We start from the raw sequence: 13,253 nt of genomic DNA, 5'->3' as shown, positions 1-13,253 counted from the left end.
CGCGGCCTCACGACGGGGTCAGCAGGTCGCGGCCGGACGGCACCGCGCGGGCCCCGGGCACGGTGACCGGCCCCGGCATCGTCTCGCCCAGCATCAGCGTGCGCACCACCCGCTCGGCGGCCCGCCCGTCGTCGAACGCGCAGAACCGCGCCCGGAACGCCGCCCTCAGCCGCGCCGCCTCCCCGTCCCGCCAGGTCCCCGACGCCAGCAGCCACGCCAGCTCCCGGTAGGAGCGGGAGACGTGGCCCGGCGGCTCGGCGGTGATGTCGAAGTACAGGCCGCGACTGGCCGCGTACGCCTCCAGGTCGTCGGCGTGGACGACGACCGGCCGGTCCAGGACGGCGTAGTCGAACATCAGGGCGGAGTAGTCGGTGACCAGGAGGTCGGCGGCGAGCAGGACGTCCTCGACGTGCGGTTCGTCGGTGGCGTCGACCAGCACGCCCCGCCGGTGCAGGTCGGCCAGGCCCAGGCCGCGCGCGGGGCCGGTGGCGAGGGACGGGTGCAGCCGGACCACGAGGGTGTGCCCCGCGCCGAGGTCCGCGGCGAACCGGGCCAGGTCGATCCGGTCGACGTGCCCGCCGCGCCGGTAGTCGCGGCGGGTCGGCGCGTACAGCACGACCGTGTGCCCGGCGGGAATGCCGTGCCGCAGCCGGAACCCGGCGCCGGCCGCCTTGTCGTTCCGTGCCCGGACCAGCACGTCGTTGCGGGGGCTGCCGGTGCGGGCCGAGGCGAAGTGGCAGGGGTAGGCCCGCTCCCAGACCAGCTCCGAGTGCAGGTTGGCGACCAGGCTGTGGTCCCAGCGGTCGGCGCGGCGCAGCATCTGCGGCACGTCGGTCCCGTGCCGGGCGCCGGGCTTGCCGAGCAGGTCGGCGCCCATGTACTTCAGCGGGGTGCCCTGGTGGGTGTGGATGTGGACGGCGCCGGGGCGCTTGGGCACGGTGCCCGGCCAGTTGACGTTGTTGACGAAGAACGTGGCCCGCTCGGTCACCCGGCGCCAGGCCGCGCTGCCGAGGATCACGTGCTCGGTGCCGGGCGGCAGCGACGGCACCAGCTCCTCGTCGCGCAGCACCCACACCCCGCGCAGGTGCGGGGCGATGCGGCGGGCCTCGTGGTAGACCGCCGCGGGGTCGCCGAGGACGCCCCGGTGCGAGAAGGCCGAGTACACGGCGAGGTCCGGGTCGAGGGGGCGGCGGGTGCGGAGCGCCGACCCGGCGCGGTGCAGGCGCCCGGCCGCCGCCGTACGGACCCGCACGGCGCGTCGCGCCAGCGCCCGCCCGGCCCGCGCGCCCTGGCTGCGCGCCACGTACGCCGGGTAGCCGCCCTCCAGTACGCGCAGGTCCGCCGGGGTGCGCGCCCCCTCGGGCCGGTGGGCGCGGAACAGTTCGGCCGTGCGGTGGAAGAACTCGGCGCGGTCGGCCGGGGGCAGCCGGTCCGGCTTGGCCAGGATGTCCAGACAGTGCTCGCCCATCTTGGTGTGCAGGAACGGCCGCCACCGGGCCAGCTCCGGGCGGGCGTCGACGAACGCGAACACCCGCTCGTACTGGGCGTGGACGTCGAAGTGCTTGCGGCTGGTGGTGGACAGGATGCTGCCCTGGCGGCGCTGCCGGTAGTTCAGGCAGATCCGGTCCAGCGTCGCGATCCGCCCGGCGCTCAGCAGCACCGGGAAGGTCCAGGGCGTGTCCTCGTAGTAGCCGGGCGGGAAGGCGAAGCCCTCGTGTTCGACGAAGGAACGCCGGTAGACCTTGTTCCACACCACCATCAGCAGGTCGAGGATCTCCGGGCGTTCGGCGGCGGTGAAGGTGCCGTCGGCGGACTCCGCGAGGACGTGGGCGAGGACGTTGCGGCGCGTGCCGCCCCACCAGTACGTGCGGGCGTAGTCGAAGACCAGCACGTCCGGGTCGTCGGTCTCGGCCAGCCGGTCGGCCAGCGCCCGCAGCGCGCCCGGCGTGAGGGTGTCGTCGCTGTCGAGGAAGAGGAGGTAGTCGCCGGCGGCGTGCGGCAGCCCGGCGTTGCGGGCCGGGCCGAGCCCCACGTTCTCCGGCAGGTGCAGCACCCGCACCCGGTCGTCGCGGGCCGCGTACGCGTCCAGGATCGCGCCGGAGCCGTCCGGTGAGCAGTCGTCCACGGCGATGACCTCGATGTCCCGGTACGACTGCTCCAGGACCGAGTCGAGGCACTCGCGCAGGAAGCCCTGCACCTTGAAGCAGGGGATGATGACGCTGAAGCGGGGCACGTCAGCTCCTTACGAGAGGGGCGTGAGGGAGACCGAAGGGGCGGGGGCGGCGGGCGCCGGCGTACGCTCCGCGAGCGGGACGACCGGCGGGATCGCCTCCGGCGGCTCACCCAGGAACACCCGGCGCACCACGCGCTCGGCGGCCCGCCCGTCGTCGAACTCGCAGAACCGCTCCCGGAAGGCGGCCCGCAGCGCGGCCGACCCGGCGTCCGCCCAGGTGCCGTCGCGGAAGATCCGGGCCAGTTCCTCCGGGGTGCGGGCGACCGGCCCCGGCGGCTCGGCCAGCAGGTCGAAGTAGACGCCGCGGGTCTCCCGGTAGACCTCCCAGTCGTCGGCGTGGATGACGATGGGCCGGTCCAGGTTGGCGTAGTCGAACATGATCGACGAGTAGTCGGTGACCAGCGCGTCGGCGGCCAGGCAGACGTCCTCGGCGCTGCGGTGCGCGGTCACGTCGATGATCCGGCCGCCGCTGCTCAGCGCCTCCCCCCGGTCGTAGAAGTAGTGGGCGCGCAGCAGCACCACCACGTTCTCGCCGGCCGCCTCGCAGAACGCCGCCAGGTCCAGGCCGCCGGCGCCGAACCCGGTCTCCCAGTCGCGGTGGGTGGGCGCGTACAGCACGGCCGTCGCCCCCTCGGGGACGCCCAGCTCCGCGCGGACGCGCGCCACGTCGTCGGCGGTCGCCGTGTAGTAGGCGTCGTTGCGCGGATAGCCGTACTCCAGGTGCTCGTAGGAGCCGGGGAAGGCGCGCTCCCACATCTGGGTGGAGTGCCGGTTCGAGGAGAGATTGAAGTCCCAGCGGTCCACCCGGCCCAGCAGCTTGCCGAAGCTGCCGGTGGCCGCGGCCACCACCGGGTACGTCGACTGGTCGACGCCCATCTTCTTCAGCGGGGTGCCGTGCTGGGTCTGGAGGTGGACGCTGCCGGGGCGCTTGACCACGCCCTCCGCGAAGTTGGCGTTGTTGACCAGGTACGTCGCCCGGGCCAGCACCTCCCAGTACCGGCGGCTGCCGATCACCGCGTGGTCGACGTCCGGCGGCAGCGTGTGCTCCTGGCCGGCCTCCACCAGGAACACCGAGCGGATGTGCGGGGCGAGTTCGCGGGCCTTGGCGTGGATCGCGGCCGGATTGCAGGCGTAGCCGCGGCCCCAGTACGCGCAGTAGACGGCGAGGTTCGGGTCGAGCGGGCGGAGCAGGTGCGCGCGGTACAGCAGGCGGGTGCGCAGGCCGCGCGGGTACGGCAGCGCGCCCCGCGCCGCCGTCAGCGTCCGGTTGGCGCCCCGCAGCGCGCGGAACGCCGCGTACGCCCCCCGGGCCAGCAGCCGGTGCTGCACCCCGAGGCTACCGCCGGGCACCTGGAAACCGGCCGGGCGGTGGGCGGCGTACAGCGTGCTCGCCCGGCGGAAGAACGCGGCCCGGCCGGTCGGCAGCCGGCGCGGATGGGCGGCCGTCTTCAGGACCGCCGCGAACAGCTGCTCGAACAGCGCCGCGCGCCGTACGTCGGACAGGGCCGGCCCGGCGGCCCGGGTCAGCACCCGTTCCACCTGGTCGAGCAGCTCGGCGTGGTGGTCGCCGGGCCGGTTGAGCCGGCTGCCCTGGCGCCGCACCAGATGCCGTACGACGACGGAGCGCAGCACCGCCATCCGCTCGGCCTCCGCGGCGACCAGGCCGCCGAAGCCGACGTCCGTGAAGTGCCCGTCGGGGAAGGTGATCCGATGCTCGGTGAGGAAGGCGCGGCGGTAGGCGGCGCTCCACGCCGGGAGCTGGACGCCGGTCAGCCGGGGCGCGGCGTCGGGGGCGAAGGCACCGTCGGGCGTGCCGGTCAGGAGCGGGGCGGCCGGGTTGGCCGGTTCGCCCTCCCACCAGGGGGTGCGCTCGTGCTCGAAGTAGAGGACGTCGACGTCGCCGGTCCGGGCCAGCCGGGCGTCGAGCGCCGCGAGCGCGCCGGGGACGAGGACGTCGTCGCCGTCGAGGAACAGCAGGTACGCGCCGGTCGCCGCCCGCGCGCCGGTGTTGCGCGCCCCGGCCAGGCCGTCGGCCGGCGGGGAGTGCACGGGCGCCACCCGGGAGTCCCGCCCGGCGAGGGCGGCGGCCACGTCGGCCGCGGAGCAGTCCGGTGTGCGGCACACCGGGATCAGCTCGAAGTCGCCGAAGGACTGGGCGAGCACCGAGTCCAGGGCCTGGGACAACCGTCCCGCGACCCCGTGGGACGGGACGATGATGCTGAAGCGCGGCATGCTGCTCTCTCCGTCGTCGTGCTGTGCTGCTGTTCTGGCTTCGTCGGTCACGCGGTCGCCGCCGCCCGGTCTCAGGCGCCGCCGCCCCTGCCGCGGCGGCCGGGCCGTCCCGTCGGCCGCCGCCCGGGCGGGCGGGTCGGAGCGGGCCGGGACGGGCTGGGGGGCATACGGACTCCCGGGGAAAGCGATCGGGGACGGTCGGGGACGGTCGGCGGTGGTCGGGGGTGGCCAGCGGTGCTCGGGGTGGCCAGTGGTGCTCGGGGGTGGCCTGTCGTGCTGGGGGCCAGCGGTGGTCGGAAGTGGTCAGCGGTGGTCGGAGAGGGGCGGGCGTGGCCGGAAGACGCCGGAGGTGGGGGTGGGGGCGGAGGTGGAGGCGGCGTCGCCGGGACCGGCCGGCCCCGGCAGGGTGACCAGGGGCGTGCGCGGGGGCGGGGCGGGCACGGGGCGGCGGGCGCCGAGGGGTACCACCGGCAGCGGCGCGCGCTCCCCCAGCACGATCCGGCGCACGGCGCGTTCGGCGGCCCGGCCGTCGTCCCAGGGGCAGAACCGCTCGCGGAACGCCGACCGCAGCTGGGCGGCGCGCGATCCGCACCAGTGCCCGGTGGCGAAGACGTCGATCAGCTCGTCCTCGTCGCGGGCGCTGACGCCCGGCGGGACGGCGCGCAGGTCGATGTAGAGGCCGCGGGCCGCCTCGTACGCCTGGTGGTCCTCGGTGTGCAGCACGATCGGCCGGTCCAGGACCGCGTAGTCGACCATCAGCGGCGCGTAGTCGGTGACCAGGACGTCCGAGGCCAGGCAGAGCGACGGCAACCGGGGATGAGCGGTGACGTCGATGACCCGGGCGGCGCGCGGGACCGGGGGCGGGGCGTCCCCGGGGCCCGGTCCGGCCTCGCCCCGGGCCAGCACCACGAAGCGCGGGCCGAGGCGGCGCACGACGCGCTCCAGGTCGAGGGGGAAGCGCTGGGTGCGCCGGTGGTCGCGGCGGGCCGGCGCGTACAGGATGGCGACCGTGTCCTCGGGGATGCCGAGCCCGTCCCGCAGCCGGGCCACGTCCGCCGCCGTCGCCCGGTGGAAGACGTCGGTACGGGGCTGGCCGCACTCCACGACCGTGTAGCCGCCGGGGTGGACGCGCTGCCAGGTCAGGGTGGAGTGGCGGTTGGCGGAGAGCACGTGGTCCCAGCGGTCGACGTCGCGCAGCAGTGCCGCGAAGTCGGTGGAGCGGGCGGCGGCCGGGCGCTCCTGGCGGTCCAGTCCCTCGTGGCCCAGCGGCGTGCCGGCCTGCGTCTGGACCAGCACCTGGCCCCGGCGTTTGACCAGTCGCGGGTCGAAGGGGGCGTTGTCCACCAGGTACTTGGCGCGGGCCAGCTCGGTGAGGTGGCGGGCGGAGCCGGGGGAGACGCGGCGCGGGCCGGGCGGCACCGTGTGGTGGAGCGCGGGGGCGGCCACCCAGGCGGTGCGGATCCGCGGCACGACGGACCGGAACGCCTCCTCCAGCGCGCCCGGGTTGCAGCCGTAGCCGCCGTACCCGCCGTAGCCGTCGCAACCGCTGTAGTCGCCGTGACCGCCGTGACCGCCATTCGCCTGCCCGGCGTACCCGGCCTGCGCGACGTACCCGGCGTGCGCGGCGAAGAGCGCGCGGTCGGCGCGCAGCGGGAGCAGCCGCTGCGTCCGGTAGTGCAGGCGCAGTACTCCGGAGCGCACGGCGCGCAACGCCTTGGCGCCGATCCGGAGGACCCGCCGGCATCCGGCCGAGGCCTGCCGCAGCGCCCGGTAGGTGCGGTGCAGGCCCAGCCGGAGCAGGCCGTGCCGCAGCCGGACGGGCAACGGGGCGGGGGCGCCGGGGACGCGGTAGCGGCGCAGCTGGGCGCGGGCCCGGCGCAGGAACTCGGCGCGCACGCCGCGCGGCAGGCGGTCGCGCCGGGAGAACACCACCGCCAGATGGTCGGCCATCCGGCGGAACAGCACCGGCCGCCAGCGCGCCAGCTCCGGATCGCTCTCCAGGAACGCGAAGACCCGGTCGTACTGGGCGAAGACGTCGAGGTGGCGTTCGCTGGGCGTGCCCAGGATGGAGCCCCGGCGGCGCTGCCGGTAGTGCACGCAGACCAGGTCCAGGGTCGCGATCGTCTCCGCCCGCATCAGCACCGGGTACGTCCACGGGGTGTCCTCGTACAGGCCCGGCGGGAAGGAGAGGCCGGCGCGTTCCACGAACTCCCGGCGGCAGGTCTTGTTCCAGGCCACCATCAGCAGGTTCAGCAGGCCGGGGCGGTCGGTCAGCCGGAACGGGGCCGGGCCGTCCTCGGTGAGGCGGGCGGCGGCCTGGTTGCGGACGGTCTCGCCGGTCCAGTACGTGCGCGCGTAGTCGTAGACGAGGACGTCCGGGTCGCCGGTCTCCTTCAGCCGGTCGGCGATCGCCCGCAGCGCGCCCGGGGTGAGGGTGTCGTCGCCGTCGAGGAAGACCAGGTAGTCGCCGGTGGCCTGGGACATCCCGGCGTTGCGGGCCGGGCCCAGGCCCTGGTTGGCGGGCAGGTGGACGGGTCTGACGCGCGGGTCGCGGGCGGCGAACTCGTCGATGATGTCGCCGCAGGCGTCCGGCGAGGCGTCGTCGACCGCGATCAGTTCGAGGTCCGGGAACGACTGGGAGAGCACCGACTCCAGGCACGCGTGCAGGTACGCCTGGACCTGGTGGGCGGGGACGATGACACTGAACCTGGGCACGGGACATCCATGGGTCGGCGCGGGCGTTCGGCCCGGGAACGGCCGATGGAGTGACTTGGTTACGCCGCCTGCGGCATTCGGGGGACCACGGCCGCACCCACGACCGGGGGCGGACCGCACCCGGCCCGCCCCCAACACCGCACACACGTCGACTACTTGACCGCGCCCGCCATCACCCCGGACACGAACTGCCGCTGGAACGCGAAGAACACGACCAGCGGGACCACCATCGAGATGAACGCGCCGGGCGCCAGCACGTCGACGTTGTTGCCGAACTGCCGTACCTGCGTCTGCAACGCGACCGTGATCGGCTGGTTCCCCGAGTCGGTGAAGATCAGCGCGACCAGCATGTCGTTCCACACCCACAGGAACTGGAAGATGCCCAGGCTCGCGATGGCCGGCCCGCCCAGCGGCATCACCACCCGGGTGAACAGCCGCAGTTCACCGGCCCCGTCGAGCCGGGCCGCCTCCAGCAGCTCCCGGGGGATCTCGGCGAAGAAGTTCCGCAGCAGGAACACCGCGAACGGCAGCCCGAACCCGACGTGGAACAGGATCACACCGAGCAGCGACCCGAACAGGCCGATGGAGCCGAAGAGTTCGGCGATCGGGATCAGCGCCACCTGCACCGGCACCACCAGCAGCCCGACCACCCCGAGGAACCACCAGTCGCGCCCCGGGAACTCCATCCACGCGAACGCGTAGCCCGCCAGCGAGCCGATGACGACCACCAGGACCGTCGCCGGCACCGTGATCAGCACGGTGTTGACGAGCGAGTCGGTGATGTCGCCGTTGGCCAGCAGGTCGGAGTAGGCGGAGAAGGTGAGCCGCGACGGCTCGCTGAACACCTTCCACCAGCCCTCGGCCGCCATGTCCTCCGGACTGCGCAGCGAGGACAGCAGCAGCCCGATGGTCGGGACCAGCCAGAACAGTCCTACGACGATCAGGGCCACCCGCACCAGACCGCCGCTGACGCCTCCGGCGAGCCGGGAGCCCAGCGACCGCCGGGGTTTCGTGAACGACTCCGCGCTCATCGCCGCACCTCCCGCCGCAGCCGCCGTACGTTGAACCACATCACCGGGATGACGAGCAGCAGCAGGAACACCGAGATCGCGCTCGCGATGCCCGGCTGGTCCTCGGAGAAGCCCTTGCGGTACAGCTCCAGTGCGAGGACGTTGGCGTCGTCCTGCGAGGACCCGGGCGCGATGATGAAGACCAGGTCGAAGATCTTCAGCACGTTGATCATCAGGGTGACGGTGACGACGGCGAGGACCGGCGCCAGCATCGGCACGGTGATCCGGCGGAACACCTGCCACTCGTTGGCGCCGTCCACCCGCGCCGCCTCCAGCAGCTCCCGCGGCACCCCCGCGAGCCCCGCCGCGATCAGCACCATCGCGAACCCGGCCCACATCCACACGTACGAGCCGATGATGGCCGGGGTGACCAGGGACGGGCCGAGCCAGTCCAGGCCGTTGTACGGCTCCTTGAAGTTGTCGGCGGGCAGCCGCAGTTGAGCCCCGTCGGCGGCGGCGGGCAGCGTGAAGGTGCCGTCGTCGGCGGCGGTCGTGGACGCCACGACCTTCCCGTCCTTCACGGCCTCGATCTTCATCCCGGCGTACCCGAGTTCGCCGCCGTCGACCTCGTTGAGGGTGCCGACGCCCTTGCCGCGGGTGAAGTCCTGCCAGGTGGTGCCGGTGACCTTCGCCGGGTCGGTCCTCGGCGCCGCGGCCGTCCCGGCGCCGTCCGGCATCTGGTCGGGCGCGACCCCGACGAGCGGCAGCGCGACCGGCGTACCGGCCTCGACGGCCTCCTTGGTGACGAACGCGCCGCCGCCCGCCGCCTCCAGCGGCGACTCGCGGCCCGGGTGCGCCTTCGGGAACGCCGACGCCTGCGCGAAGGTGTCGTGCACCCCGACCCACACCGCGTTGGCGACGCCCTTCTCCGGGTCCTGGTCGTACACCAGGCGGAAGATGATGCCCGCGGCGAGCATCGAGATGGCCATCGGCATGAAGACGACCAGCTTGAATGCCGTGCCCCAGCGCACCCGTTCGGTCAGTACGGCGAAGACCAGCCCGAGCGCGGTGGCGACCGTGGGCGCGAACACGACCCAGATGATGTTGTTCTTCAGCGCCGTGCGGATGCCGTCGTCGGTGAACAGGGCCTGGTAGTTGTCGAATCCGGCGAAGCCGTCGCCGGACTGGTCGTAGAAGGAGCGGATGACCGAGTACCCGATCGGGTAGACCACGAGCGCGCCGAGCAGCACCAGGGCGGGCAGCAGGAACAGCACCGCCACGGCCCTGCGCGTACCGGTCACGCTCTTGCGCGAGGTGGGAGCGGAGGGGCCCGGTGGGGCCCCCGCCGCCGCGGTCGACGCCATCGCGTCAGTCCCCGTAGGCGGCCGCCGCGTCCGCCTCCAGCTTCCGCTGGGTGCCGGCGACGTCCTTCGGATCGCTCAGGAAGTCCTGGAGCGCCTTCCACTCGCCCTTGCCGGGCGTGCCGCCGAACGCCTGCGGCGCCTGGTCGGACATGTCGAAGCGGAAGTCGTCACCGGCCGCGATCAGCGCCTCGGCCATCTTGCGCTGCACGTCGTTGGGGTACGCCGACGCGTCCACGTTCTTGTTCGGCGAGAGGTACCCGCCCAGTTTCGCCTGCACCGTCGCCGCGTCCGGCGAGGCCAGGAAGGTGGCCAGGGCCTGCGCCGCCTCCGAGTCCTCCAGGATCACGGCCGCGTCGCCGCCGGAGACCACGGGCGCGCTGTCGCCCACGGCCGGGAACGGGAACACCTTGGCGTCGGTGCCGACCTCCGCCTTGGTCTGCGTGATGTTGACCTGCGCGAAGTCGCCCTCGTAGACCATGCCGGCCTTGGGCTGGTCGCCGCCGGTGAAGGTCTGCGTCACGGAGGCGGGGAAGTCCGTCTGGAGGGCGCCGCTCGCGACGTAGTCCTTCTTCCCCCAGATCTCGGCGAGGGTGGTCAGCGCCTCCTTCACCGACGGGTCCGTCCACTTGATCTCGTGCTGCGCCAGCTGGTCGTACTTCTCCGGACCCGCCTGCGAGAGGTAGACGTTCTCGAACCAGTCGGTGAGGGTCCAGCCTTCGGCGCCGCCGACGGAGAACGGGGTGACCCCGGAGTCGTAGACCATCTGCGCGGTGTCGAGGAGTTCGTCCCAGGTCTTGGGCTCGGCCGCGCCCGCGTTCTCGAAGACCTGCGCGTTGTACCAGATCAGCGACTTGTTGGCGGCCTTGTAGTAGACGCCGTACTGCTTGTCGCCGACCTTGCCGATGTCCTGCCAGCCCTGGGAGTAGTTCTCCGCCAGCTCCTTGAGCGCCTCGGCGCCCAGCGGCTTGGCCCAGCCCTTGTCGACGGCCTGCTTGATGGCGCCGGGCTGCGGGAGCATCGCGATGTCCGGCGGAGCGCCGCCCGCGATCTTCGACCCGAGGAAGTTGATGATCGGGTCCTGGGCGGGCACGAAGGTCACCTTGGCGCCGGTGCGCTTCTCGAACTCCGCCAGGACCTGCTTGAAGTTCTTCTGCTCGTCCCCGGTCCAGACCGCGGCGACCTCCAGGGTCTCGCCGTCCAGCTTCGGGAGGGTGACGGTGGCCGCCGTCTCCTCGGGGTTCTTGTCCGCGCCGCCCTCGTCGTTGTCGTCGTCGCCCCCGCACGCGGTGAGCGAGAAGGCGAGGGCTCCCGCGACGACGGCCGCGGCGGCTCGTGCGGCTCGTGCGGTTCTGCGGGTCCGTGTCCGTGCCCGGTTGGTGCCGGTGGTGCTGCTCGTGCGCATCCCTGCCCCGTCCTTCGACCTCGTTCGTCGAACGTCGTGCGCTGTCCCGTGCGCTCTGGTGTACGCCAGGGGGGTGAGGGCGGCAAGAGCGCGTCCCGCGCGGGGCGGGGGATCGTGACCGCGTCGTGACTGTCTGGAGCACCCGAAGTGCCCGGAGTGGACGGACGGCCGTCGGTGAGGTTTTCTGAGGTGCCCTCGACCCGCTGGCGGCGGATGGAGGACATTCTGGTGCTCCGATTGGGGGCCGGGACGGCTGCTGGGCCGCGCGACTCGCGTCCGAGGCGGGGCGGCTGGCAGGGTTTTCGAGTGGGTGGTTCGCAAGCTTTTGGCCGTGACATGCCTTGTAAGGCGCCCATCAGCGGTTACTTCGAATGCGCTGTCCTGTGGGGCGACAGGCGATACTCGTCCTGTGGACTGGGTGGAGCAAGCTCGTGCGGCGGAACGGCTTCAACAACGGGACATGGCGATCACACTGGTAAGCGCCCATGCCGAGTGCTTCTCCGACGATCCGGACATGCACGGCAAACATCTGTGGCACATGGATCTGCCGGCCCGGGCGGAACGGATTCCAGAACTTACGGAGCGCGCCCTCACGGATAACCACGCACGTCGAAGACTGAACAGATCGCTTCGAGAGCGGGCATGGAGGGGCGGTGCTCGTGGTCGCGGACCAGGCGCCGGTGGAGTATCAGGATCCCGTAGGTCTGCTCGACCCTCCACCGCTTCGGCTGCGGCACGAACCCTTGACCTGTGGGTTGCGTTGGACGATCTCGACGTCGATGCCCAGGCCGGCGCCGTGCGTGACGACCTGGTTCTTGAAGCCCTGGTCGACCAGGGCTTTGCGGACGCTTCCGCCGGCGTGCTCGGCGACCTGGTCCAGCAGGGCGACGCCCACGGCGTTGTCGTGGGTGTTCGCGGCGAGGACGACGACCGCGATGACCTGGCCGAGGACGTCCACGGCCAGGCCGCGTTGCGGCCGGGCACCCGCTTGACCGGATCATGGCCACTCGTGGTGGCGGGGACCCCGGCGGCCACGTGGACACTCTGGGTGTCCAGGACCACCAGGGTCGGGTTCTCTCATCGGCGGCGCGTTCACGGACCTGACAACGCAGGAGTTCATGGATGACCTGATCAGTGCCGTCGTCCCGCCAGGCGGCGAAGCAGCAGTAGGTCGCGCTCTTCTGGGGCAGGTCGTGCGGGAGATAGGCCCACCGGCGGCCGGTCCGCCCCTGGTAGAGGATCGCGTTCACGATCTCCCGCATGTCGTAGGCGCCCTGGTGGCCGCTGACCGAGCGGTGCCGGTCCTTCCACGCGGTGATCACCGGCTCGATCAACGACCACTGAGAAGTGCCGTGGTGGGCACCCGCAACCTGCCCCGCGTCATGGCCGGCCTGCGCGACCTCGCCATCGATATCCACCGTCGGGACGGCCACACCGACATCGCCGCAGCCCCCCGCCGCACCGTCCGCGACCACCAGCGGCCCCTCACCGTCCTCGGACTGACCTGACGAACCCGGACGCGGGATCACTTCTCAAAGGATCTGGGGCAGTTGGGCCCGCTGTCCGGCATCGCGAAACCGATCGTCCTGATGGCAGTGTCAGTTCGCTGGGCTCGTCATTTTTTGGCGTTCCGTTCCTTCGAAGAAGAGGTAGCCGTGTGAGGCGATCGCGAACCCGGCCGCCGCTGCCAGCTTCCGCACTGTGCTGTTCTGCTTCTCAGGGGGCAGCTCGTTCAGTTCGGCCACGAACCGCACGAGCTGGGCCTCATTGAACATCGTGTCGCCGTACCGGCTCACCGAACGCATCATGCTGTCTTCGGGCGACGCTTCGCACAGGGACAGGAAGGTCTCCTTCCTGTCCTCATGGGTTTTGGCCATGCGCGCGTGGACCTGGTCCTCCACGTAAATGACAAGGGGCATACGGCTCTCACCTTTCTAGCACTGTCCAGTGTCGGGCAAGAGCGGGGCGGTGCGCTGCCCTGCCCCTGCCCGAGGAGGTGTGTCAGTCTCCTGTGAAGTACAGGTATCCGTGGCATGAAGCCGCCTGCCGCGCCATCTCCATGACGCGGCGGACCACCTGTGTCAGACGCGTCTCAGGAAGGGCGCTCAGCTCGGCCACGAGGCGTTGGCACTGCAGTTCGTTGAACATCGTGTCACCGATCGCCTGCACTCCGTGCAGGACACTGTTCTCGGGTGCCTCGCGGCATAGCAGGAGGAAACTCCCCGTGGGGTCGTCTCCCACCTTTTCTGACACGCGTTCGTGTTGACTGTTCTGCAGGTGGATCTCCAAAGAACTCC

9 protein-coding genes and 1 pseudogene are annotated in these 13,253 nt (G+C 72.3%); 1 reads left to right on the top strand and 9 read right to left on the bottom strand.

Features of this window, described 5'->3' with window-relative positions; translation table 11 throughout:
* Positions 1-7 precede the first annotated feature (7 nt).
* From ACIQR3_RS14860 to ACIQR3_RS14830, 7 genes and pseudogenes are all read right to left on the bottom strand, one after another.
* Positions 8-2,233 (bottom strand): CDP-glycerol glycerophosphotransferase family protein, encoded by a 2,226-nt coding sequence (locus tag ACIQR3_RS14860; RefSeq protein ID WP_403538377.1) that lies wholly within the window; start codon positions 2,231-2,233, stop codon positions 8-10.
* Between the two features lie 9 nt (positions 2,234-2,242).
* Positions 2,243-4,465 (bottom strand): CDP-glycerol glycerophosphotransferase family protein, encoded by a 2,223-nt coding sequence (locus ACIQR3_RS14855; protein ID WP_403538375.1) that lies wholly within the window; start codon positions 4,463-4,465, stop codon positions 2,243-2,245.
* A gap of 303 nt (positions 4,466-4,768) precedes the next feature.
* Complete coding sequence (locus ACIQR3_RS14850) at positions 4,769-7,180, bottom strand: CDP-glycerol glycerophosphotransferase family protein (RefSeq protein ID WP_403538374.1); 2,412 nt, start codon at positions 7,178-7,180, stop codon at positions 4,769-4,771.
* A 152-nt stretch (positions 7,181-7,332) separates the two neighbouring features.
* On the bottom strand, positions 7,333-8,211 hold the full coding sequence (locus ACIQR3_RS14845; RefSeq protein ID WP_403538372.1) for a carbohydrate ABC transporter permease: 879 nt from the start codon (positions 8,209-8,211) through the stop codon (positions 7,333-7,335).
* Positions 8,208-9,554: a carbohydrate ABC transporter permease gene (locus ACIQR3_RS14840; protein WP_403538370.1), complete on the bottom strand. Its 1,347-nt coding sequence runs from the start codon at positions 9,552-9,554 to the stop codon at positions 8,208-8,210. Before ACIQR3_RS14840 ends, ACIQR3_RS14845 begins: the two co-directional genes overlap by 4 nt.
* A gap of 4 nt (positions 9,555-9,558) precedes the next feature.
* The gene (locus tag ACIQR3_RS14835) at positions 9,559-10,956 is read right to left on the bottom strand and encodes an ABC transporter substrate-binding protein (RefSeq protein WP_403538369.1); all 1,398 of its coding nucleotides are present in this window, start codon (positions 10,954-10,956) and stop codon (positions 9,559-9,561) included.
* 635 nt (positions 10,957-11,591) lie between these two features.
* Positions 11,592-12,290 (bottom strand): annotated as a pseudogene (locus tag ACIQR3_RS14830) (IS5 family transposase); the annotation flags it as partial.
* Positions 12,291-12,311: 21 nt separating this feature from the next.
* Between ACIQR3_RS14830 and ACIQR3_RS14825 the strand changes: the two are divergent.
* On the top strand, positions 12,312-12,464 hold the full coding sequence (locus ACIQR3_RS14825) for a hypothetical protein (protein WP_403538367.1): 153 nt from the start codon (positions 12,312-12,314) through the stop codon (positions 12,462-12,464).
* Positions 12,465-12,554: 90 nt separating this feature from the next.
* On the opposite strand, the gene ACIQR3_RS14820 is transcribed toward ACIQR3_RS14825, so the two are convergent.
* Complete coding sequence (locus ACIQR3_RS14820; RefSeq protein WP_403538365.1) at positions 12,555-12,875, bottom strand: hypothetical protein; 321 nt, start codon at positions 12,873-12,875, stop codon at positions 12,555-12,557.
* Positions 12,876-12,957: 82 nt separating this feature from the next.
* Complete coding sequence (locus ACIQR3_RS14815; protein WP_403538364.1) at positions 12,958-13,245, bottom strand: hypothetical protein; 288 nt, start codon at positions 13,243-13,245, stop codon at positions 12,958-12,960.
* Between the last annotated feature and the right edge of the window lie 8 nt (positions 13,246-13,253).

Origin of the sequence: Streptomyces sp. NPDC090994 (assembly GCF_044768905.1) — a bacterium.
Lineage (GTDB): Bacteria > Actinomycetota > Actinomycetes > Streptomycetales > Streptomycetaceae > Streptomyces.
The sequence above is the reverse complement of the archived record's forward strand: the minus strand, read 5'-3'. Positions and strand labels throughout refer to the sequence as shown.

Coding starts and splice junctions, on each gene's coding strand:
- ACIQR3_RS14845 (WP_403538372.1), bottom strand. CDS start 8,211: ATGAGCGCGGAGTCGTTCACGAAACCCCGGCGGTCGCTGGGCTCCCGG.
- ACIQR3_RS14855 (WP_403538375.1), bottom strand. CDS start 4,465: ATGCCGCGCTTCAGCATCATCGTCCCGTCCCACGGGGTCGCGGGACGG.
- ACIQR3_RS14840 (WP_403538370.1), bottom strand. CDS start 9,554: ATGGCGTCGACCGCGGCGGCGGGGGCCCCACCGGGCCCCTCCGCTCCC.
- ACIQR3_RS14820 (WP_403538365.1), bottom strand. CDS start 12,875: ATGCCCCTTGTCATTTACGTGGAGGACCAGGTCCACGCGCGCATGGCC.
- ACIQR3_RS14835 (WP_403538369.1), bottom strand. CDS start 10,956: ATGCGCACGAGCAGCACCACCGGCACCAACCGGGCACGGACACGGACC.